At 60.4% G+C, this 22,751-nt stretch carries 21 protein-coding genes; 8 read left to right on the top strand and 13 right to left on the bottom strand.

Features of this window, described 5'->3' with window-relative positions; all coding sequences use genetic code 11:
• Positions 1-8: 8 nt before the first annotated feature.
• From ACR0E2_RS07755 to ACR0E2_RS07720, 8 genes are all read right to left on the bottom strand, one after another.
• Positions 9-1,220, bottom strand: coding sequence for a saccharopine dehydrogenase family protein (locus tag ACR0E2_RS07755; RefSeq protein WP_480445991.1), 1,212 nt, complete (start codon positions 1,218-1,220; stop codon positions 9-11).
• Positions 1,221-1,244: 24 nt separating this feature from the next.
• Positions 1,245-3,134: a biosynthetic arginine decarboxylase gene (gene speA, locus ACR0E2_RS07750; protein ID WP_171206199.1), complete on the bottom strand. Its 1,890-nt coding sequence runs from the start codon at positions 3,132-3,134 to the stop codon at positions 1,245-1,247.
• 101 nt (positions 3,135-3,235) lie between these two features.
• Positions 3,236-4,318 carry a DUF1513 domain-containing protein gene (locus ACR0E2_RS07745; protein ID WP_480445989.1) on the bottom strand — a complete coding sequence of 361 codons (1,083 nt, stop codon included), beginning with the start codon at positions 4,316-4,318 and terminating at the stop codon, positions 3,236-3,238.
• 3 nt (positions 4,319-4,321) lie between these two features.
• A complete protein-coding gene (locus ACR0E2_RS07740) occupies positions 4,322-5,332 on the bottom strand; it encodes an imelysin family protein (protein WP_480445988.1) in 1,011 nt (336 codons plus the stop codon).
• Positions 5,333-5,335: 3 nt separating this feature from the next.
• The gene (locus ACR0E2_RS07735) at positions 5,336-6,883 is read right to left on the bottom strand and encodes a di-heme oxidoreductase family protein (protein ID WP_480445986.1); all 1,548 of its coding nucleotides are present in this window, start codon (positions 6,881-6,883) and stop codon (positions 5,336-5,338) included.
• Complete coding sequence (gene bfr / locus ACR0E2_RS07730; protein WP_171228921.1) at positions 6,843-7,328, bottom strand: bacterioferritin; 486 nt, start codon at positions 7,326-7,328, stop codon at positions 6,843-6,845. Before bfr ends, ACR0E2_RS07735 begins: the two co-directional genes overlap by 41 nt.
• Complete coding sequence (locus ACR0E2_RS07725) at positions 7,276-7,569, bottom strand: (2Fe-2S)-binding protein (protein WP_480445984.1); 294 nt, start codon at positions 7,567-7,569, stop codon at positions 7,276-7,278. The genes bfr and ACR0E2_RS07725 overlap by 53 nt, the downstream gene beginning before the upstream one ends.
• A gap of 86 nt (positions 7,570-7,655) precedes the next feature.
• Positions 7,656-8,927, bottom strand: coding sequence for an imelysin family protein (locus tag ACR0E2_RS07720; RefSeq protein WP_480445982.1), 1,272 nt, complete (start codon positions 8,925-8,927; stop codon positions 7,656-7,658).
• Between the two features lie 249 nt (positions 8,928-9,176).
• Between ACR0E2_RS07720 and ACR0E2_RS07715 the strand changes: the two genes are divergently transcribed.
• Complete coding sequence (locus tag ACR0E2_RS07715; RefSeq protein WP_480445980.1) at positions 9,177-9,734, top strand: ZrgA family zinc uptake protein; 558 nt, start codon at positions 9,177-9,179, stop codon at positions 9,732-9,734.
• Positions 9,735-10,208: 474 nt separating this feature from the next.
• Here the strand turns inward: ACR0E2_RS07715 and ACR0E2_RS07710 are convergent, their stop codons facing one another.
• Positions 10,209-11,159 (bottom strand): GlxA family transcriptional regulator, encoded by a 951-nt coding sequence (locus tag ACR0E2_RS07710; RefSeq protein ID WP_171206193.1) that lies wholly within the window; start codon positions 11,157-11,159, stop codon positions 10,209-10,211.
• Between ACR0E2_RS07710 and ACR0E2_RS07705 the strand changes: the two genes are divergently transcribed.
• The 5 genes from ACR0E2_RS07705 to ACR0E2_RS07685 are packed head-to-tail and all read left to right on the top strand — an operon-like array spanning position 11,158 to position 15,802.
• Positions 11,158-11,331, top strand: coding sequence for a hypothetical protein (locus ACR0E2_RS07705; RefSeq protein WP_480445978.1), 174 nt, complete (start codon positions 11,158-11,160; stop codon positions 11,329-11,331). The two genes, ACR0E2_RS07710 and ACR0E2_RS07705, sit on opposite strands and share 2 nt — an antisense overlap.
• Positions 11,328-12,038 (top strand): GntR family transcriptional regulator, encoded by a 711-nt coding sequence (locus tag ACR0E2_RS07700; RefSeq protein ID WP_480445976.1) that lies wholly within the window; start codon positions 11,328-11,330, stop codon positions 12,036-12,038. The genes ACR0E2_RS07705 and ACR0E2_RS07700 overlap by 4 nt, the downstream gene beginning before the upstream one ends.
• Before the next feature lie 7 nt (positions 12,039-12,045).
• Positions 12,046-12,963 (top strand): dihydrodipicolinate synthase family protein, encoded by a 918-nt coding sequence (locus ACR0E2_RS07695; protein ID WP_152458886.1) that lies wholly within the window; start codon positions 12,046-12,048, stop codon positions 12,961-12,963.
• A gap of 5 nt (positions 12,964-12,968) precedes the next feature.
• Complete coding sequence (locus tag ACR0E2_RS07690; RefSeq protein ID WP_480445974.1) at positions 12,969-14,465, top strand: aldehyde dehydrogenase; 1,497 nt, start codon at positions 12,969-12,971, stop codon at positions 14,463-14,465.
• A complete protein-coding gene (locus ACR0E2_RS07685; protein ID WP_480445973.1) occupies positions 14,462-15,802 on the top strand; it encodes an NAD(P)/FAD-dependent oxidoreductase in 1,341 nt (446 codons plus the stop codon). Before ACR0E2_RS07690 ends, ACR0E2_RS07685 begins: the two co-directional genes overlap by 4 nt.
• A 10-nt stretch (positions 15,803-15,812) precedes the next feature.
• Here ACR0E2_RS07685 and ACR0E2_RS07680 read toward each other — a convergent pair whose 3' ends face one another.
• The 4 genes from ACR0E2_RS07680 to ACR0E2_RS07665 all read right to left on the bottom strand — a co-directional run bounded on the left by ACR0E2_RS07680 (position 15,813) and on the right by ACR0E2_RS07665 (position 20,014).
• Positions 15,813-16,547, bottom strand: a complete 735-nt coding sequence (locus ACR0E2_RS07680; RefSeq protein WP_480445972.1) for an SDR family NAD(P)-dependent oxidoreductase — start codon at positions 16,545-16,547, stop codon at positions 15,813-15,815.
• A complete protein-coding gene (locus tag ACR0E2_RS07675; RefSeq protein ID WP_480446188.1) occupies positions 16,544-17,275 on the bottom strand; it encodes an SDR family NAD(P)-dependent oxidoreductase in 732 nt (243 codons plus the stop codon). Before ACR0E2_RS07675 ends, ACR0E2_RS07680 begins: the two co-directional genes overlap by 4 nt.
• Positions 17,276-17,290: 15 nt before the next feature.
• Positions 17,291-18,394: a mandelate racemase/muconate lactonizing enzyme family protein gene (locus tag ACR0E2_RS07670; protein WP_480445971.1), complete on the bottom strand. Its 1,104-nt coding sequence runs from the start codon at positions 18,392-18,394 to the stop codon at positions 17,291-17,293.
• A 72-nt stretch (positions 18,395-18,466) separates the two neighbouring features.
• Complete coding sequence (locus tag ACR0E2_RS07665) at positions 18,467-20,014, bottom strand: trimethylamine methyltransferase family protein (RefSeq protein ID WP_480445969.1); 1,548 nt, start codon at positions 20,012-20,014, stop codon at positions 18,467-18,469.
• Between the two features lie 226 nt (positions 20,015-20,240).
• On the opposite strand from ACR0E2_RS07665, the gene ACR0E2_RS07660 reads away from it, so the two are divergent.
• Positions 20,241-21,713 (top strand): flavin-containing monooxygenase, encoded by a 1,473-nt coding sequence (locus tag ACR0E2_RS07660; protein ID WP_480445968.1) that lies wholly within the window; start codon positions 20,241-20,243, stop codon positions 21,711-21,713.
• The gene (locus tag ACR0E2_RS07655; protein WP_480445966.1) at positions 21,714-22,700 is read left to right on the top strand and encodes an alpha/beta fold hydrolase; all 987 of its coding nucleotides are present in this window, start codon (positions 21,714-21,716) and stop codon (positions 22,698-22,700) included. It begins immediately after the preceding gene.
• Positions 22,701-22,751: the final 51 nt, after the last annotated feature.

The following is a 22,751-nucleotide window of genomic DNA, read 5'->3' as shown; positions in this document are numbered from 1 at the left end:
CTGAGGGATCAGAACTCGACGGGCCCGTCGAGTTCGTGGACCTGCCACGGCAGGCCGTGTTCGTTCAGCATGTCCATGAAATCGTCCGGGTCGAGCTGTTCCATGTTCCACACGCCCGGTTCGCGCCAGTTGCCTTTCAGCACTTGTGCGGCGCCGATCATGGCGGGAACGCCGGTGGTGTAGCTGACGGCCTGGCTGCCGACCTCGCGATAGCATTCCTCGTGGTCGCAGATGTTGTAGATGTAATAGGTTTTCTCGCCCGAGCCGTCCTTGGCCTGACCCGTGGCGATGTCGCCGATGCAGGCCTTGCCTTTGGTTTCGGCGCCCAGATCGCCGGGATCGGGCAGCAGGGTTTTCAAAAACTGGATCGGGATGATCTCGACCCCGTTATGCACCACCGGGTCGATGCGGGTCATGCCGACGTTTTCCAGCACCCTGGCATGGGTGATGTAGGCGTCGCCGAATGTCATCCAGAAGCGGGCGCGCTCGATCTCGGGGAAGTGGGTGCTGAGCGATTCCAGTTCCTCGTGATACATCAGGTACATGTTCTTGGGGCCGATGGCGGGGAAGTCAAACTCGACCTTGTGGGTCATGGCGGGAGAGTGTTTCCATTCGCCGTTCTCCCAGTGGCGTACTTCGGCCAGGACTTCGCGCAGGTTGATTTCTGGGTTGAAATTGGTGGCGAATTCCTGATCGTTCTGGCCGCCATTGGCGTCAAGCACGTCGATCTGGCGGATCGTGTCCAGCTTGTGTTTCTTGAGCCACTTGGCGAAGACGGATGTAACACCCGGATCGAAGCCCGAGCCGAGGATCGCCGTCAGGCCGGCCTGTTTGAACTTGTCTTGATAGGCCCATTGCCAGTGGTATTCGAACTTGGCCTCGTCTTCGGGCTCGTAGTTTGCAGTGTCGAGATAGTGGCACCCGGCCTCGAGGCAGGCGTCCATCAGCACCAGGTCCTGATAGGGCAGGGCCAGGTTCACCAGGATTTCCGCGCCTGTTTCCTTGATCAGCTTGACCGTATCTTCGACTTTGTAGGCGTCAAGCTCGGCGGTGGCGATGTCAACGCCCACGCGCTCTTTTACCGATTTGGCGATGGCGTCGCATTTTGACTTGGTCCGGCTGGCCAGTGTGATTTCGGTGAAGATGTCCGAATTCATCGCCATCTTGTGCACGGCGGCGTGGGATACGCCGCCCGCGCCGACAACCAGTGTTTTTCCCATGGGGCAATCTCCTCTCACAGGGGGTTATTCGTAATAGGTGTAGCCGTTGATCGAGTCGCGATAGGCGCTCATCAGGGTTTTGCGGTCCTTGGCTTTCAGAGTACCGGTCGAGATCGCCTCGTCCACCATTTTGCGGAAGGCGGCGACGCAGTCGGTGGGGTCGAATTCGACATAGGACAGCACCTGGCTGATCGTATCGCCCTCTTGTTCGTGCAGCAGGTCGAACCCTCCGTCAGCGCGCAGGTCGATGGTGACGACGTTGGTGTCGCCAAAGAGATTGTGCAGATCGCCCAGCGTTTCCTGATAGGCGCCGACGAAAAAGACGCCCATGAAATATTCATCATCTTCGGGCAGGGTATGCACCGGCAGACTGGGTGAAACACCGTCGGCCAGGATGAACCGGTCGATCTTGCCGTCGCTGTCGCAGGTGATGTCGGACAGGACTGCGCGGCGGTCGGGCGTTTGGTTCAGGCCCTGCAAGGGCACGATCGGATGCAGCTGGTCGATGGCCCAGACGTCTGGCAAGGACTGGAACAGCGAAAAGTTGCAGTGATAGATATCGGCCACTTTCTCAAGCTGGTCGTCCACGTCGGTTTCCAGATCGTCACTGGCCGCCAGCGCCTTGAGGCGGGCCATCAGCGACAGGTAGATCCGTTCGGCCCGGGCCATCTGGCGCAGGTCTACATATCCACGGCGGAACAGGGCGCGCAATTCGTTGCGATAGAAGGTGGCGTCGTTCCAGCATTCCTGAAGACGGTCTTTGCTGAGATAGCCGTGCACCGCGGCAAGGTCTGAAACCATGTGGTGATCGTCGGCTTCAACCTCGGGGCCGTTGGGCGCATCATAGAGCGTGCTTTCCAGCACGTTGAACACCAGCATCGACGACGTCGCCACCACCGCGCGGCCGCTTTCGGTGACCAGCGTCGGGTGGTCCACCTCGGCCTCGTCCATCGCATAGGCCACGGTTTCCACCACGTTGGCGCAGTATTCCTCGACAGTGTAGTTGATCGAGTTCTCGGCCGCCTTCTTTTCACCGGTATAGTCCACGCCCATTCCACCGCCGAGGTCCAGATGGGTCAGCGGCACGCCCTCGCGCGTCAGTTCGGTGTAATAGCGGCAGGCCTCGCCCACCGCGCGGCGCACGTCGTTGACGTCCTGCACCTGAGAGCCCAGATGCGAGTGCTGCAACTTCAGGCAATGCAGAAGGCCCGCGTCGCGCAGCTTGTCCACCGTGGCCACCAGTTGATCGGTGTTCATACCGAAAGCCGAGCGGTCGCCCGAGCTTTCTTCCCATTTGCCGCTGATCTGGTTGGTCAGTTTCACCCGCACGCCAATAAGCGGTTCGACCTCCAATTCTTTGTAGACCTCGATCACCGTGTCAGCCTCTTTCGGGCTTTCCAGAACGATCACCGTGTTGAACCCGATCTTGCGGGACAGGATGGCCAGCTGGATGAACTCGGCATCCTTGACGCCGTTGCAGACGATCAGCGCTTCGCTTGCCAGCCGATGTGCCAGCGCGATCACCAGCTCGGGTTTGGACCCGGCCTCGAGCCCATAGTTGTACTTCTTGCCGAATTCGACGATCCGGTCGACGACCTGGGCCTGCTGGTTCACTTTGATCGGGAACACACCGCGATAGCTGCCCCTGTAACCGACGCGGGCGATGGCGTCGCGGAAGCTTTCGTTAAGATGCGCGATCTCGTGTTCCAGATAGGAAGACACGCGCAGAACCATCGGGGCCTTGATGCCGCGGTCGTCCAGATCGCTGAGAATACCGGGCAGGCTGATCGCGCCAACCTCGGGAGCCAAGGGATTGCGCAGACCGATTTCGCCCTGCTCCGTCACCTCGATGAGGCCTTTGCCCCATTTCTCAACTCCGTAGATGGAATGCGGTGCGTCGGGCGTCTGTTTCAATCAAGTCGGTCCTTAACGTAGGGGTGCCAGTTTCGCGCCCGCCAATACGGCAGCTGTTTGATTCTTCCAAGCCTAAACTATGTGACGGAAAAATCCGAGTTTCATGCCGGTGGGGTGATCCGGACCAGATGATTGTCCCACTGGCACTTCGCGCGGGTCCGGATCTTGGGGTGCGCAGTGGTCAACGCGCCGAACACACCGGTTCCGGTGGTGAAAACCAAGCCGCTGCCGGATCCAAGCCCGCAGACATCCTCAAGCTCGAACGCATCCCTGAATGTGCCACTGGCCACGTCGAACCGATGCAGCGCGTTGCCGCGCGGACAGGTGATGGCAACGGTTGCGCCATCCGCCGAAAACGCGATGCTGCCCGCATAACCCTGTAGCGTGGCTTGGTCCTGCTCAGGCGCTGACAGAAGGTGCGGGGTTTCCCCCTGACGGTGCAGGCCCAGCAAGGGCGGATGTTCGGCCTTGCTGCCCTGCCACTGCATCGCAAAGCCCACCAGCCCGTCGCGACGGACCGCCAGATGGCGGATCGAGTTCTTGTGAAGGGCAGCCGCCAGCGACACCTGTTCCTGAACCAGACCCGACAGGGAAAGGTAGGTCAGGTTGGGCTCCATCGTCGGCAGGTTCAGCTTCGTGCGCCCGGTTTCGGGATGGGTTTCGATCCCGCCATTGGCAATCACAAGCGTTTTCCCACCCGGCATCAACCGCATGTCATGCGGCCCGACGCCGCCGGACGGGAATTCACCCGAGCGCGCAAAGGTTTCGGCGTCCCAGACGCCTATGATACCTTCTCCGGCCTCGTAATCGTTTTCGGTGGCAAAGAAAATCGCGCCATCGGCTGAAAAAGTACCGTGACCATAGAAATGCCGGCCTTCCGGCGCCGTCAGCCGCGCGATCGGTGATCCCGTCACGCAATCAATCACCACGGCAAAGGTGCCCGGACGGCGCGCAAAGGCCACGGCCTGTGGTTTGACCGGATGTGCCGCCGCCGCATGACCGCGCGCGGGCAGGGGCACGGAAAACAGCAGCGTTCCCTGTGCATCCAGCCCGGCCAGTCGATACGAACCATCCGGAAACAGCGCTGCGGCCAGAAACTCCGGCCTGCCCACCGAGGCCCATCCATGGATCGGAGGCAGAGAGGTTGCAGCAAGCCCTGCAAGAAAACGGCGGCGCGATGTCATGGGTCAGTCCCCGTCCAGTGAATTGAAGCCTGCGCTGATGCCCAGCGTCGGGCCAAGTTCAGTCGACGCAATGGCGCGAATATCGTGGATGGACTGTTGCAGGGCCTCGATACGGAACCGGGCCTGCGGATCCGAAACGCCCGCCAGCGCCGGGTCGTCAATGGCCTGGGCATTCTCGATGGCGCGCGCAAAGGCAGCGTCCAGATCCGCGGCGATATCGGGATGATCAAAGGCCAATCGCGATGCAAGATCACGAAGGGCCATCAGTGAAAGCTCGACATGGCGCAAGGATCGCTTCGACCGCCACGCTTCGGCGCGGTTCGGGCGCGGGCGGTCGAACGTGCCCAACGGGCGACCAAGCCGTGTGTCGGCCGTGAATTCAAGACCCGTGGACAAAGCCTTGAACAGTTCCTGCATCGCTTCGTCCTGCGTTCGGTATCGGCCGTTCTCGCCGGGCCGGGTCAGGCCGGGGGCATAGCTTTGCCAGTCATCGGCCATCGCCCGCGCGTTGGCATCAATATCCGCCGCGATCGCCTGAATCAGCGCGCAGCGGTAATCCGCATTGCCCTGCTCTGCAAAGGCGGGATCGAACAGCATCCGTTCGAGCGCAAAGAACCCGCGCCCCGCTATGGATGTCTCGGCATAGGCTTCCGGGTCTTGCACGGCGTCATCCTCGGTCGCGATATGCTGGGACAGGGCTTTGGTGGTGAATCCTTTGGTGTCGGGCCAGAACGCCATGGCAAATGCACGGTCATCGACCTCGGTCGGACCGAACCGCAGGTGGCTGGCGGAAATCCAGCTGTCGAAGGCCGCATCATAAGCCGCGCGCAACGCCGGTGAGGTCGGATCGCAATCCACCCGCGAAGCACTGAGCAGAGCCCGGGTCGTTTCCGGCAGCTTGTCGAACCTGGGCAGGATATGTGTCTCGGCAACGTCCATCAGGATCGGTGCGCGGTCCTGCGCCTGTGCGGCAAGCGGCATCATCAACGCGGCAACAAAGGTAAGAATACGCATGGGTCAGAGGCTCTCCAGAAAACGGATCAGGGCGTCGCGGTCAGTTTTCGGCATCGACACAACCGCATCGCGCGCGGCCTGGGCTTCGCCGCCGTGCCACAGGATCGCCTCGAGCAGATTGCGTGCCCGCCCGTCATGCAGAAACTGCGTATGGCCCGAGACGCGTTCGGTCAGGCCAATGCCCCACAAAGGCGGCGTCCGCCATTCGCGCCCCGTCGCGCGGGCCTCGGGGCGGTGATCCGCCAGACCTTCGCCCATGTCATGCAGCAGCAGGTCGGTATAGGGCCAGATCAACTGAAAGCTGTGCTCGGGCCGGTCTTCCAGCCGGTGGGTGACATGGGCCGGAGTATGACAGGATGCGCAGCCGATCGTGTGAAACACCTCTTTGCCGCGCAACACCTCGGGGTCGTCGACATCACGGCGGCCGGGCACGCCCAGATTGCGGCTGTAGAAATCCACCAGGTCCATGCCCTGCTGATCGATCTCGAACGCGCGGGTATCGGTGTCGCCATGCGGGGCCTCGACGCAGTTCACCTGCAAATCCGTGCAGTCCCCCTGAGGTGCCGGGTAAAGCGGGCTTGAAATACCGATATCCCCGGCAAAGGCCGCGGCGGATTGCTCCATGACCGTCGGCATGCCTGCCTTGTGCCCGGACCGGCCCATCATCGGGGCGCCGTATTCAACAGACCAGACGATGTTCGGGCGGCCCGAGATGCCATCCCCGTCCACGTCATCGGGATCAGCCCGGGCCAACAGGTCTTCGACCGGGATCGCCTCCAGCAGGCCAAGCCCGATCATCTGCGGTGCGACCCGCGGGCTCAGCATCGCATCCGGGTGCAGCGGGCCATAGCCCAGGTCAGCGGCCCTGTAAGACGGGCGGCGCAGTGACGCGGTCTCGCCGTCAGAAAGTTCAACGGGGACTTCTTCGTAAGAGATATCCAGCCGATATTCCGCCGGATGTCCCGCAAGCGCGAAATCCTGCATCTGCCCGCCATAGTTGGGTTCGGGCCGGGTGGCGATGTAGTCTTCGATTCCGGCAGACCCGTCTTCCGGCGTACCGGGGATCGAGACCCGAAGGAACATCGAGACCGCGTTGTCGTCAGGGCCGTTGGGTGTGTGCCCCCGCCCATCCTTGATATGGCAACGCTGGCAGGATCGCGCGTTGTACAGCGGCCCCAACCCGTCAGAGGCCAATGTGGATGATGGTGACGACACCCAGATTTTCTTGAACAACCCGTTGCCGACCTTGAAATCCAGCTCCTGCTCGAAGCTCAGATTGCCCGAGGGTTGCGAAAACGCATCCGCGTCGTTGCGGACCCGGACAGTCGCCGCTCCGGCAGAGAGTTCTTCGAACGGCTGCGACACGCCGAAATCCTGCGGGGGCGCGGTCACGGCCGCAATACGGGCGCGTTCCTCGTCGGTGCGGGGGGTGAATTTCAGATGCAGGTCCCGCAGCTCGGCTGACAGGGAGGGGGTGGCCGCCAGGGCGACCACCGACAAGGCAAGAAGGCTATTCGCCTTCGTCCATTTTCGAAGCGTTGAGTTGCGCATAATTGGCTTCGCCGATCCTTTCATACAGGTCGAGCTGCGTTTCGAGGAAGTCGATGTGACTCTCTTCATCGGACATCAACTCTTCGAACAGCGACATGGAGACAAAGTCGCCGGCCTCCCGACAATATTCGCGCGCTTCCTTGTAAAGTGCCCTGGCGTCGATCTCGGCCGCCAGGTCGCATTCCAGCGTTTCCTTCGGCGTCTGACCGATCCGCAACGGGTCCAGTTTCTGAAGGTTGGGGTGACCTTCCAAAAAGATGATCCGTTCGATCAGCTTGTCCGCGTGGCCCATCTCTTCGATGCTTTCCTCGCGGCTTTTCTTGGCCATATGGCCAAGACCCCAGTCTTCTTGCAGGCGGTAATGCAGCCAGTATTGACTGACGGCCGTCAGCTCATGCCGCAGAGACTTGTTCAGATATTCGATGACCTTCGGATCGCCCTTCATCAGCCTTCTCCTGTGTTGCTCCGGCACGCAAAGTGCGGAGTTGCATGGGGACTTCCAGATTACCGCTGACCCGCATTGTGTCTAGGAACAGTGGCATGCACCCGCCACAATCCGCCGACTTGCCAAGGGCATGGTAGATTTTGCCGGGGGTGATGATGGTCCGCGGATCCGCCGTGCGCATCCAGTCGATGGCGGCACGGATGTCGTGATCGGATATGTTGGTGCAGTGGCAGACAATCATTGGTCTTGGCTCGTTTCGCCGCCTTTACAGACGATCAGTAAGGTTTGCAGGGGCCGGAAAGAAACCCTCTCCGGCCCGCTTGAAGATTAGTGGAAGACGGCGTCCGGGTTATCCAGGCTGTCTGACCCTTCAAACGCAACCCCGTCCAGCTCCAGTGCGGTTACGATGCGCTCGATCGTTTTGGTCTGATCGATCAGGCCGTTGACGCCGCCCATGATCAGGGCCTCGCCGCCTTCGTTGCCGCGCTCAAGCATCTGGTCATAGGCAAATCCCGCCTCGGCCGTTGTCTTGATCTTGCCCAGGGCCTGCATGGTGGCGGCCAGTTTCGCTTTCATCTCGGTATCCAGCGCCGGATCCGTGGCGATGACCAGATCGGCCAGAGATGCGCCCGAAACCGGGGTGCCATCTATGCGGGTATAGCTGCCCAGATAGACGTTCTGGATGCCCAACCCGTCATAGTAATGGCTGTTGTGGGTGTTGTCAGAAAAGCAGTCATGTTCTTCTTCGGGATCGTTCAGCATCAGGCCAAGGCGCATCCGTTCGCCGGCTTGCTCGCCATACGAGAGAGAGCCCATGCCGGTCAGGATCGCGCTGATGCCTGCTGCTTCGTTCTCCATAAGGGCTGCGCGCGCCGCTCCACCGTCTTTCCACTGATCCGCCATCCAGGCCAGATCGCTGACCAGCAGTTCGGTCGCAGCGCTCAGATATTGCGCGCGACGGTCGCAATGGCCGCCGGTACAGTCCTCGCCCTGCGCATAATCGGTCGCTGGGCGGTTGCCGGCACCGGCGCCATGGCCGTTCATGTCCTGACCCCACAGAAGGAACTCGATGGCGTGATAGCCGGTTGCCACATTCGCCTCGATACCGTCGGCTTCGTGCAAGGTGTCGCTCAGCAGTTCGGGGGTGATTTCGCTGGCATCAATGGTCTCGCCCGACATTTGGAAGCTGGGGTTGGCGATGACGTTCAGCACGGCAAATTCGTTTTCGTCCGTCGCACCGCCATAGGCCGCGTCGACATAGTCGATCAGACCTTCGTCCAAGGGCCAGGCGTTCACCTTGCCTTCCCAGTCATCAACGATGGCATTGCCGAAGCGATAGACTTCCGTCTGCTGATAGGGGACACGCGCAGCAACCCAGGCCGCGCGCGCCGCGTTCAACGTTGCGTCCGAGGGATCGGCGATCAGTGCGTTGACCGCATCCTGCAATTTCCTGGCTGAAATCAGGCTGTCCTCAAATTTGGCTTCCGCAATATCGGCATAGGTGTTCAGTACATCTGCCTTGGTGTGGGCATCACCCGAGATTGCGGCGGTCGCCATGCAAAATGTCAGGGCGCTGGCAGTGGTGAATAACTTGGTCATAGGAGTTCGGTGCTTTCCTGTCAGAACTGTCGGATCGCGCGGGGATGTACCGCGGGTTTCGCGAAGAAATAACTGAGTGATTTAGTCGGCAATGTCAACCTGAGTTTTATTGTCGGATATAGACAATGATGGTTGAATCCCACGCTCCTCCCCAAATCTGGCGAGCTCCGATCCGAGGGTTAACGTTGCGTAGCAGGTGATTCGCGGTAAAATCACTCTTGTGATTCTGTTAAAGGCGGTTTTTGGTTAATGAAGTGCTCTGTTCTGGCGTTGTCTCTTTTTCCGGCAGCTCTTGCCGCTCAGGCGACGCAGATCACGCCCACCCATCAACATGGGTCCGGTCAATTGGAAATCGTGTTTACGGGCACGGAATTTACGCTGTCCCTTAGGGTTCCAAGCATTGACATCATTGGGTTCGAGACCCCGGTGGCAAGTGATGACGAGCGTACGCGTGTCGCCATCGCGATTTCCGAACTGTCCAAACCACTGGATCTGTTTGTCGTCCCGCCCGAGGCCGTGTGCTTTACCGCATCTGCAAACGTGATCCTGACGCATGATATTTCGGGGCAGCAGGATAACGCGGGCGAGGGGGGCACGTCATTCGCAACGGGCGAACATTCGGAATTCCAGGCTGACTACGTTGTTCAATGTCAGGATATGGATGCGCTAACCACGATGGAATTTGCGTATTTCCAGCGGTTCAGCGGGACAGAGAAGCTGAACGTTCGCGTCGGATCAGGCGCGGCGACCAGCGCCCATGAAATCACGCGCGCCGCGCCCAGTCTCGATATGACGCAATTCCGCTAGAGATGGTGCTTGTACGCCCGTTTGGCGTTTTGAAGCGCGCAACCGAAGCAGTTGAGCCAAGATTGCCTTGCCCATGCCTGGGGCTGCGCAGAAAACGAACACGCTGGATTCAAGGCGGAAAAACTGCTCCTCAATGCGGTCCTTGAATGCAGCAATGAGCGAAACCCAAAATTATTTTTTCACAAGTGGATATGGACTTTGAGGTTGCCGGACTTCGCTGAATCAAAAGTCTCCAATTGAGGCAAAGATTAACGAATAAGGGCACAAGAATCGCATGTATGACAAGTTCTCGCAAAACTTATGCCAATATCCAATTCTAATGGTACATCATCCTGCCGATCTGTTGACTAGTCCGGTTTTAATGAGGGGGTATCTCGGCAGGGTTAGGGGGATGCCCGTTCAGGCCCGTCATGGGCCGACAAAGCGCGGCATCCCCTGCCGTATCGATTTCGGCAAGTCCACTACCCGATACTGTCAGTCGATCTTGTTGCGTTGCGCGTGCGGGGTGACGCCAAAGCTTGACCGGTAGACGCGCGAAAAATGGCCCGGGTTTTCAAAGCCACAGGCCACGGCAACCTCGGTGACGGATGCTTCGGTCTGAAGCAACAGTTTCTGGGCGCGCTCCAGCCGCATTTCCATGAAGTATTTCTTGGGCGACGTGTTGAGGTATTTGCCAAACAACCGCTCAAGCTGTCGGGTTGAAATGCCAAGCTCTTCTGCAATGAACGAAGGCGAAACCGGGGTTTCGATACTGTCCTGCATGATGGTGATCGCCTTGGCGAGGTGCGCATTGCGCATTCCGTTGCGTGATTGCAGGGAAACCCGTTGTTTGGCCGTGGCATTGCGTACCGCGTTGTAGACCATCTGATCCGCCACATCGATGGCCAGTTCCTCACCGTGATCGCGTTCGATCAGGTGCAGCATCAGATCCGCCGTTGCCGTTCCGCCGGATGCGGTAATGTGCTTTTCATCGGCCACGAACACGCTGCGCACCAGGTTGACCTCGGGAAAGGCTTCCATGAACGCGTCGTGATATTCCCAGTGGATCGCTGCCTGCATTCCGTCGAGAAAGCCAGCCTCGGCCAGCACCCATGCCCCCGAGCACAGGGCACCGATTTTCGTGCCGCGCGCGCGTTCGCGGCGCAGGGTTGCAAGCAGGGGGCGGGTGACGTGGTCACGCATGTGAATGCCCGACAGAACAAACAGCTGATCACATTTGGCCAGGCCCTGAAGGCCGGAATGCACCAGCGTTATGGATCCGTTCGAGCACACGGCCTGCTCGCCATGTTCGGACACAAAGGACCAGCGGTACAGTTCTTCGCCGCTCACAAGATTGGCGATCCGCAAGGGTTCGACCGCGCATGAAAACGCAAGGTGCGAGAACTCCTCGACAAGGATGAAAGTGATGTGCCGCGTCTGAGGCATGAGCAGTACCGTTTGCAAGCTGGGACAAAGCCCGGAACATGAGTCTATTTCGCAGGCTCCCATGCTGCACGAATTTTTATTGTATACAAGTTGTATTTTTACAGAATACAAAACCGTGACCGCACGCGATTCGACCGCGGTCGCCGAACAGAAGGATGAGGCCAAAGCATGAAAGACGAAGCCAAGTCTCGTAAAAGCGCGCTGAGAGAGCACCTGAAAGTGTCCATCCTTACGCTGCGCCTGCGCCCGGGTGCCGATCTGGACGAGGCGCATTTGTCAGAGGAATTCGGCTTGTCGCGCACGCCGCTGCGCGAAGTGTTTCGACAGTTGGCTGGCGAAGGCTATCTGGATCTGCGGACAAACCGCAGCGCCCGGGTTTCCGAGATGTCCTATACCACCCTGCGCGACTTCTTCCTTGCCGCGCCGATGGTATACGGAGCGATCCTGCGTTTGGCGGCTTTGAATGCGTCGAATGCCCAGATCAATGATTTGAAAGAGGCTCAGCAGGCGTTCAAGGCGGCCCTTCGGTCCGGGTCCGGCGAGGACCGGGCCTTGGCCAACAACCGCTTTCATGACGTGACCGGCGAAATGTCCGGCAATGTCTACCTGCTGCCGTCTTTCAACCGGTTGTTGATCGATCACGCCCGGATCGGCATGACGTTTTACCGGCCACAGACCGGAGAAATGTCGGAAAACCTGTCGCTGGCCAGCCAACAGCATGATGCGATCATCGCAGCCATCGAGGCGCGCGATGAAGCGACGGCGGCCAGGCTGGCCGAAGATCACTGGAACCTGTCACGCGATCAGATCGAGATGTTCGTGATGCCTGACGCGCTGGATGTCCCGATGGGCGTCCCGCCCCTTTCGAAACCTGCATGAGGACGGAATGAACCCGATTTTCAAGTTTGAGGGGATCTATACCCCTGTGGTCACGCCTTATCACGACGATGGCAGCGTGAATTGGGACGCCTTGTCCGACGTGATCGAATACCTGATCGAAAACGGCGTGCATGGCCTGATCTCGGGTGGTTCGACCGGTGAGAACTATGCCCAGACCGTCCACGAACGTGTGGAACTGGCCCGGTTCACGCATGAGCAGTTGAAGGGCCGGTTGCCATTGGTGGTTGGCACAGGCGCGATGCTGACGCCGGATTCGATTGCCCTTGCCGCCGGCGCGCGCGAAATCGGCGCCGATGCGATCCTGCTGGCCAGCCCGCCGTATTCGGTGCCGACTGATCGGGAAAACGCGCTGAATGCGCTGGCCATCGACAAGGCCGCCGATCTGCCTGTTATGCTGTACAACTACCCGCACCGCACCGGTACGATGATGGGCGAAGAGTTCCTTGACCGTGTGGGCCGCAGCCGCAACTTCTGCGGCATCAAGGAAAGCTCGGGCGATATCAACCGGGTGCATTTGCTGGCCCGCGACTATCCGCATATCCAGCTTGGTTGCGGAATGGACGATCAGGCGCTCGAATTCTTTGCCTGGGGTGCGCCGTTCTGGGTGTGCGGCGGGTCGAACTTCCTGCCTGCCGAACATGTGGCTCTGTATCAGGCCTGCGTGGTCGAAGGGAATTTCACCAAAGGCCGCCGGATCATGTCCGCGATGATGCCGCTGATGCGGGTGCTGGAACAGGGTGGCAAGTTCATCCAGACCATCAAGCATGGCGTCACCATGAATGGAATTGATGCCGGCGCTATGCGACCTCCGCTGAAGGGCCTGAACAAGGACGACAAACGCGCGCTGGAACAGGTCACGCGCGTGCTGAAAAAGACAATCGCCGACATCGTGGCTGAAGGGTAAGAGACATGGATCTGCTGACACAGGACGAATACAAATCCATCGCCGCAGGCCTGACCCTGCCGACCGGGGCGTTCATCGACGGGGCATTCCGCCCGGCGATCTCGGGTGAGACGTTTGCAAGCGTGAATCCGGCCACCGGCGACAAGCTTGCCGATATCGCATCCTGCGGCGCAGCGGATGTGGATTTTGCGGTCGAAAAGGCGCGTGAGGCCTTCGACGATGGCCGCTGGTCGAAACTGCACCCGTCCGAGCGCAAGGACGTGCTGATTCGGCTGGCCAAGCTGATTACCCGCAATGCCCGTGAACTGGCGGTGATGGAAAGCCTCGACAGTGGCAAGACCATCTATGACTGCGAAACCGTGGACGTGCCCGAAACCATCCACTGCCTGAAATGGCATGCCGAAGCGATCGACAAGATCTACGATCAGGTCTCACCTGCCAGCGACGACCATATCGCCATGGTGGTGCGCGAACCGATCGGTGTCGTGGGGCTGGTGCTGCCGTGGAACTTCCCCCTGCTGATGCTGGCGTGGAAGATCGGGCCTGCCTTGGCGGCGGGATGTTCAGTGGTTGTGAAACCCGCGGCTGAAACCACACTGACCGCGCTGCGTATGGCCGAACTGGCGATGGAGGCTGGCCTTCCCCGCGGCGTGCTGAACATCGTACCGGGTGGCGGTGCCGACGTGGGCGAACCCATCGGGCGGCACATGGATATCGACATGGTTTCCTTCACCGGCTCGACGGTGACGGGCAAGCGGTTCCTGACCTATTCGGCGGAAAGCAACGCCAAGGAAGTGGTGCTTGAGATGGGCGGCAAGAACCCTGCCATCGTCATGGACGACGCCGAAAACCTCGACCGGGTGGCGGCGCATGTGGTGAACGGTGCGTTCTGGAACATGGGAGAGAACTGCTCGGCCTCGTCGCGCCTGATCGTGCACAAAAACGTGAAAGCTGAACTGCTGGACCGCATCGCGCATCACGCCAAACAGTGGAACATCGGCGACCCGCTGGATCCTGAAACCCGCATGGGCGCGCTGGTCAGCGAAGGGCATTACGACAAGGTCTGCGGATATCTCGATCAGGCCGAGAACGTGGTGATCGGCGGCAAGGCCGATAAAGGCTTTGTCGAGGCCACCGTCGTCGAAGTGCCGGGCAATGACTCGACATTGGCGCGCGAGGAGATCTTCGGCCCGGTCCTGTCGGTGATCGAAGTGTCGGGCTTTGACGAGGCCATCAAGATCGCCAATGACACCGACTATGGCTTGTGTGCCTCGATCTTCACCGCCAACGCCAAACGGGCCATTCGCGGCGCGCGGGCCATCCGGGCGGGCACCGTGACAGTCAACAGCTTTGGCGAAGGCGACATCACCACGCCGTTTGGCGGGTTCAAGCAATCGGGCTTTGGCGGGCGTGACAACTCGATCCATGCGCATGATCAGTACACCCAGCTGAAAACCATCTGGATCGATCTTGCAGACGATGCCGACGAGGCCGTCGATTGACACGATACGAGGCCAAAAGACTGCCGCGGCAGACCGGTCCGGCGGGGTGGAATGCCATCCTGCCGCCCCAGGAGCCTCTGCCGGTGCTCGAACAGGACCTGACCGCCGACATCACCATTGTCGGCGGAGGGTTTGCCGGGCTGACGGCGGCGCGGCGGTTGCACCAACTGGACCCTTCGCTGAAGATCGCCCTGTTGGAAGCGGGCCGATTTGCCGATGGTTCGGCGGGGCGGAATTCGGGATTCATGATCGACCTGCCGCATGATCTGGCCTCGGACAATTACGCAGGCGATGGGCTGGAAGCGGATCGCGCCGCCATTGCCCTGAACCGCAAGGCCATCGCTTTCGCGACCGAGGTCGCCGCCGATTGCGACCTGCCGCAGGAAATGTTCGACCCTTGCGGAAAATACAATGCGGCCGCCACACGGGCAGGAGACGCCCATAACCGCGCCTTCGCCGAGCATCTGACCAAACTGGGTGAGCCGCACACGCTGTATGACCAAAAGCAGATGCAAGAGATCACGGGCAGCCCGCATTATGTTTCGGGGCTGTTTGCGCCGGGGACGGTGATGATCCAGCCCGCAGCCTATGTACGGGCGTTGTCGGGCCAACTGGCTGGCCAAATCAACGTATTCGAGAACGCGCCAGTCATCAGCTTTGAAAAGCAGGGCGCAGGCTGGGTGGTCAACACCGCCAGGGCCAAAGTCAGCACCGGGCGGATCGTTCTGGCCAACAATGGCCATCTGGAAAGCTTCGGATTTTACCAACGGCAATTGATGCATATCTGCCTCTACGCCTCGATCACGACCTCGCTGACCGAGGCACAGATCAATACACTGGGCGGGCAACCGCGCTGGTCGGTCACCCCGGCGGATCCGATGGGCACCTCGGTCCGGCGTATTTCGGGCAGCTACGGGGATCGTATTTTGATCCGCACCGGATCCAGTTTTCACCCGACGATCGAAACCAGCCGGATGCGGTTGCGCAATGCCGGCTGGGTGCATGACCGGAAGTTCCGGGAACGCTTTCCGCATCTGTCGGATGTCCGGATGGAGCATCGTTGGGCCGGGATGCTGTGCCTCAGCCGCAATGGGTCTGCGGCCTTTGGCGAATTGGAGGATGGCGTGTTCTCGGCCTGCTGTCAGAACGGCCTGGGCATCGCCCGCGGCACCCTGCAAGGCATGGGCATCGCAGAGCTGGCGCTGCAAGGCGGATCAGAGATCGCGGATCACTTTCTGGCGCAGCCGGATCTTCCGCGTTTGCCGCCCGAGCCTTTCGCCTCGCTTGGGGCGAACAGCTATCTGATCTGGAAAGAATGGCGGTCCGGCAAGGAATGACGTGTGGGCGTCAGGGCAAGCTCAGCTTGGCCATGCGCCCACCGTCCACCGTATAGACCTGCCCGGTGATGAAACCCGCATCCCCGGACGCCAGAAACGCGACGAGCGCTGCAACTTCTTCAGGCCGTCCCGTTCGGGCCACCGGGTGGATCTTGGCGATGTCGCGACGGAATGCGGACGGGTCGGGCATGGATTCGATGAAATCCTCGTTCAATTCGGTATCGATCCAACCGGGCGCGACGGCGTTGCAGCGGATACCTTCGCCCCCGTGATCCACGGCTACGGCGCGGGTCAGGCCGTGCAACCCTGCCTTTGATGCGCAATAGGCGGCGTGACCAGGATTGCTGCCCAGGCCTTCGATGGATCCGGTGTTGACGATTGCGCCCTTTGTGTCGCGCAGATGCGGCAGCGCGGCTTTGATCATCAGGAACGGGGCGGTCAGGTTCACCGTCAGGTTGAGATGCCAGTCCTCAACGCTCATTCCCTCGACCGAGGCTTCCTGCATCATGCCGGCGTTGTTGACCAGCACGTCCAGACGCCCGGCTTTCACGATCACTTCGCCGACCACCTGTGCCGGGCTGTCGGGAAGGGTGAAATCCGCAGCGATGCCGTGGAATTCGGTGTCCTCTCCACGTTGGGCGGTAAAGACCCGTGCGCCTTCGTCGTGCAAACGCCGGGCAATGGCCTTGCCGATGCCGCTGCGCCCGCCGGTGACCAGTGCCACCTTTCCATCGAACCGCCTCATGATACCGGTTTTCCTCCGTTGACCTCGACGAGCGTGCCGCAAACATAGCGCGACGCGTCCGAGACAAGGAACATGATGACATCGGCGATGTCCTCGGGCTCGGCGATCCGGCCCAGCGGCACGGTCCGGCCCAGTTCGGCCACGGCTGTATCGGGGTCAAAGCCGCGCTTTTCAAAGCCTGATCGCAGCATCGGTGTATTCACCTCGTTCGGGCATACCGCGTTGATCCGGATGCCCTGATGGGCATGATCCATACCCATGCACTGGGTCAGGGACGCGATGGCCGCCTTGGTCATGCAATAGACCGCATGATTGGGGCCGGGGCGCAGCCCCCAGCAGGACGCGGTGTTGACGATGGTCCCGCCGCCAACGTCCGCCATGATCGGAATTGCCGCACGACAAATGCGGAACGGGGCTTCGACATTGACACCCAATGACAGAGACCAATCCGCATCAGTCGTATCCGTGACCGACCCGCGCGTGATGACGCCCGCATTGTTGATCACGATGTCAAGTCCGCCCAATGCGGACGCGGCTGCGCCGGGCAGCTGGTCTGCATATTCGGGATCAAGCAGATCACCGGGCAGATGTGCCTCGGCCTCGATGGCATCGACAGCCCGGTCGGCGACGGCGACCCGCGCCCCGGCGTTGCGCAGGCGTTGAACGATTGACGCCCCGATGCCGCCAGCCGCGCCAGTGACCAGAGCCGATTTTCCTTTCAGATTCATAACGTCATCCATTTTTTAGAATGATGCGACAGGTGTGCCGAGCAGGCTTTCATCAGGAACCACGCCCAGCCCCGGCCCGGTTGGCAGCGCGATATGCCCGGCCTCGACCCGGATGCCGTTTTCGGGATCGTAGTTGCCTTCGATATATGGCGCAGCCAGCCAGGCGCCTTCCAGCAGGTCGGGCCGAACGGTTGCACCGATATGGGTGCATGCAGCGGCGATGATGTCCCCGCCCCAGCTGTCATCGCAGGTATGGGGCAGGTTGCGCGCCTCGCAGATGTCGCGGAAGGCGCGCATCGGATGCAGGCCGCCGATGCGGGTGACCTTCATGCCGAACCCGTCGACCAGACCGGTGCCCGCCGCCGAAATCACGGTGTTCAGGCTGGTGCTGTTTTCATCCATATAGATGCCATGCGTGACCTGAGGCCGGATCTTTTTCAGGTCTTCGATAGTGTTGCAGGGCTGTTCCATGATGAAGGGGATTTCGGGGCACTCGCGGCTGACCCGCAGGGCGTCTCGTGTGGTCCAGCCCCGGTTGCCGTCGACGGCCAGACGCATACCCGATCCTTTGACCACGTCCCAGACCTTTCGAATGGTTTCGATGTCGATCTCGACCGGGCGACCTCCGACCTTGATTTGCAGACGCGGGTAGCCTTCGGCCATTTTCTCGGCAGCCAGTTTCGCGATGTCGTCGGGTGCGCCGACGCCCGTGGCATAATAGGACGGCACCTTTTCCGAGACCGCTCCACCCAGCAAATCGGAAACCGGAACACCCAAGTGATTGCCAAGCAGGTCGTGCCCTGCAATGTCGACGGCCGCCTTGGCATAGCCATGACCGTTCAACAGCCCATCCATCCGGCGATGCAAGGCCAGAGGCAGGACTTCTGTTCCGATAAGGCCCGGGGCCATTTCGACCAGAGCGGCGCGCGCCCCGGCGGCGTGCGCCTCGGCATAGGTCGGGCCAACCGGGCAGGTCTCGCCCCAGCCGATCAGACCGTTGTCCGACACGATTTTGACCAGCGTGGTGTCCAGCGCCCAGACCCGAGCGTTGGCCATGGTATAGGGCCCGTTTTTGACCGGCAGGTCGTGGCTGTAGATATGCAGTTCGGCGATCTTCATCTTGGTTTACGTGTCTTGACCGGAAAAAAGGGCCCACCCGGATGACGGGTGGGCAAGTACGGGGAGTGTGGATCAGTATGTTTGGTTCAACTCGTCCGCCGCCGGGATTTCCCTTTCGCGACGCGCGATATAGTCCAGAAGGGCCTCGTTCCTGGCCTCGTCCAGCTTTGGTTCTTCATATTCGGCCAATAGTTTCCGTGCATGTTTCAGGGCGCGTTCGGTGATCTCAACTTCGCCTTCGGCGACCCATTGTTCGATCGAGTTGTTGTCGAACAGCTCCGGCATAAAGAACGCGGTTTGAAAGTTGTCCTGCGTGTGCGGATGACCCAGATAATGCCCGCCGGGCCCCACATCCGGAACCGCTGCCAGGGCCTGATCGAAATCGTGCCACTTTGGACCTTCCGCCATCCGGCAAGCCATCGCGCATTGTTCGGCGTCGACGATGAACTTGGCGACCGAACAATGCATGCCCGCCTCGTTCCAGCCTGCCGAATGCCAGATATAGTTGGCCCCGGCGTGAATGACCGCGCTGAGCGTCGTGGCGGATTCGTACCCGGCCTGTGCATCAAAGGTCTTGGCCCCACCCAGAGTGTTCGAAGTGCGCCACGGTACGTCGTAAAAGCGCGCCATCTGGCCGATCATGAAGTTCATAAGGCTGATCTCGGGCGTGCCGGCCATCGGCGCGCCGGATTTCATCGATACGGTCGACAGGTAATGTCCCCAGATCGCCGGGCAGCCCTTGCGGATCACCTGCGTATAGGCCAGTGCCGAAAGCGCCTCGGCGGTCAGCTGCGCCACGGTCGCGGGCACCGATGCCGGGGTGTTCGCGCCACCCAGAACGAAGGGCGAGCACAGAACCGGCTGATTGCGGCGGCAGAAGGCCCGCATCGCACCCAGCATGGTTTCGTCCCACACCAGAGGGCTGTTGCCGTTACAGTTGCCGGTGGTAACCGGATGATCGTCAATGAACCCTTCGCCGAACAGGATATCGCACATATCCATCACATCCTCGGCATTCCTGGGCGAGGTGGTCATGCCCATGAAGGTCTTGTCCGAGTATTTCATCGACGAATAGGTGATGCGCAGGTGCCGCTGGCTGATCGGGTGGTCGTAGGGTTCGACAATGTGATGGGCCGAGCTGTGCAGCGCCGGCATCATGTGCGACAGCTTGTGGAACATCGCCAGATCATCCAGCGTCGGGTTGCGGCGTACATCGTCCAGATCGCGCAGGAATGGCGCGCCGGTCATCGGCACGAAAATCGCGTGCTTGCCCCCCAGCGCCAGGTTCTTTTTCGGATCGCGCGCATGATAGGTGAACTGCGCCGGAATGGTCGAGATCAGCTCGCGCACCATATTGCGGTCCAGATAGACCAGTTCGCCGTCAACCTTGGCTCCGGCTTTTTTCCAGTCTTCCAGCGCGATGGTGTCGCGGAACTGAACGCCGACATTTTCCAGAATGTCCATCGCCGCATTGTCGATGCGCTCAACCTGGGTTGCGTCCATGACTTCGCAAACGGGAATGCCTCGGGTCAGGCCCGGCAGCATGTCGAAATTTGGAGCGGTGCGTTGGGCTCGGCGGGCAGAACGTCCGCCGGAACGCGTGGCAGTGCGAGTGGTCAAGGGGCAATCCTCCAATTTTGAAACAAACTGACGGATTCGCGGCGCAACCACCTCTCTGATTGCGATATGTGCTTGCAATAAGCGACACGGGTCATTCCAAATAGTTTTGTCCCTGCGTAACGAAAAGACGCCGGGTCATTGTTACCTGTGTGACCTACTTCACAGCCAGGCAAGTGCATACATCTGCAACAGATAAACGCAGGGTTGTTTCAGAAGGCACTCACTCATGCACCACAGAACACAGATGCTGATCGTCGGCGCCGGGTTTGCCGGGCTGACGATGGCGCTTGAGGCACGCAAGCGGGGCATCAAGGATATCGCGATTCTGGAAAAGGCCGATGATATCGGGGGGACATGGCGCGAAAATACCTATCCCGGTGTCGCCTGTGATGTGCCGTCGCATCTGTATTCCATGGCGACCCATCTCAACCCGCATTGGAGCCGCGCATATGCCGGTGGCGCGGAAATCCAGGCTTATCTGCAAAATGTCGCGCGTCAGGAAGGGTTGTATGACCTGTGCCATTTCGGGCAGGAGCTGAAATCGGCCAGGTGGGATGGAACGCGCTGGCAAGTGGAAACGATGGATGGCCAGCACTGGTCGGCGCGGTTTCTGGTCTCGGCCATTGGGGCACTTCATTATCCCAGCATCCCGGACATCCCCGGTGCCGACAGTGTTTCGGGACCCAGTTTCCACTCGGCCGAATGGAATCACGATGTCGATCTGACCGGCAAGCGCGTGGCCGTCGTTGGAACCGGCGCATCCGCCGTTCAGTTTGTACCCGAGATCGCCAGGATTGCAGACCACGTCACGATCTTTCAGCGCAGTGCGCCTTACGTGATGCCGCGCCCGGACGGTCCGATTGCGCCCTGGGTGCGCAGCCTTTACGCTTGGCTTCCCATTTTGCCCCGCATTCGGCGCAAGCTGATATTCATGATCTTCGAATTTCGCCACCGCGTGTTTCGCGGTGAGGAACGCGCGGTGAATTTTGCCATGAACATGTGGCGAAAGGCATTGGAGCGCGCCATCACCGATCCGGCCGAACGGCGGATTCTGACCCCCGACTACCGGATCGGTTGCAAACGTATCCTGAGTTCGAACGATTGGTACCCGACCCTGGCCAGCGACAATGTCAGCGTTGTTCCGAAGGGCGTCGCCTGTATCGAAGGTGACACGGTCATCGCGGCGGATGGCACCCGGACCAAGGCGGATGTCTTGATCTGGGGCACCGGGTTTCACGTAACCGACGTGGTCGAGCGTCTGGACATTACCGGAACAGGCGGGCTGACGCTGCGCTCTGCCTGGTCGGATGGCATGTGCGCGCATCTGGGTACCGCAGTTGCGGGTTTTCCAAATTTCTTCCTGCTTCTGGGGCCGCATACCGGGCTGGGGCACAACTCGGTCGTGCTGATGATCGAAGCCCAGGTTGGCCATATCGGCCGGGTCCTGAGCGAGATGCAGCGCGAAGGGCTGTCCGCGATCACTCCTGACGCCGCCAAACAAGCGGCGTTCATACGGGAAATGCACGACCGCCATGCAGAGGGCGTGTGGCAGGCCGGGGGCTGTACATCCTGGTACATGGATGCGGAAGGCCGCAACACGACCCTGTGGCCAGGCACCGTTGCCGAGTTTCAGAAACGCATGGCACAATCAGGGTTGGAGCAATACAGACCCGCCGCCCTTGGCAATGGAGAAAACTGAATGACAACCGTTCTGATCGTAATCGCCGTTTTTGTCGCCTTCCTGTTTGTCATGAACCTGTGGACACGGAAGATTACGCGCCGCGGTCTTGAAACCGTGCCGCAGCTGGGTCAGATCACACCCATTCATGGCGGCAGCATCCACTATGTGGAAAAGGGAAACCCCGAGGCGCAGACCATCGTTATGATCCACGGCCTGGCCGGGCAGTTACAGCACTTTACCTATGTGCTGGTGGATCTTCTGGCCGACGACTACCACGTTATCGCACTGGACCGGCCGGGATGTGGGTATTCAACGCGCGATACGGCCGAGCTGGCGCAATTGCCCAACCAGGCAGGCATGATTGCCGAGTTTCTGGACAAAAAAGGCGTGGACCGCGCCGTTCTGGTCGGCCATTCGCTGGGGGGTGCGGTTTCACTGGCGATGGCACTGGACCACCCGGCCCGGGTCGCCGGTCTGGCGCTGCTGGCGCCGCTGACGCATAAACTGCCCGAAACCCCGGCGATCTTCAAACCGCTCGAGATCCGCTCCGAATGGATGCGCAGCCTGATCGGCAACACGCTTGCCGTTCCCCTTGCGTCCAAAACCGCGCCGCACACGTTAAGTGCCGCGTTTGACCCGGAAACCCCGCCTGATGACTTTCTGGACCGGGCAGGTGGCGCGCTTGGCCTGCGACCTTCCGCCTTTGTCACGGCCTCTCAGGACGTTGCCGGCGTCGATGCCAGTATCAACGCGCAGGTCGCGCGCTATCCGAATCTGACCGTCCCCGGGGGCATCTTGTATGGCCGCCAGGACGCGATACTGTCGCCGCCGCTGCACGGGCCGACAATGATCGAATTCGGGCTGAGTTACGAAGAGCTGGACGGGTTCGGCCACATGATTCCGATCACAGAGCCCGAAATCTGTGCCGCCTTCATCCGCAGGATGACCGAAGCGACCACATCCCCCCGGACATCCTTGCAGGACAAGCCATATGAGCGGGCGTAAAAGAAATCTTGAGGTTGGTTGATTTCCCTCTTGACCCTCCCGGGCCCCTCG

The organism is Ruegeria sp. A4 (genome assembly GCF_056543025.1).
Note: the sequence above shows the minus strand (reverse complement) of the source record. Positions and strands in the feature narration are given on the sequence as shown.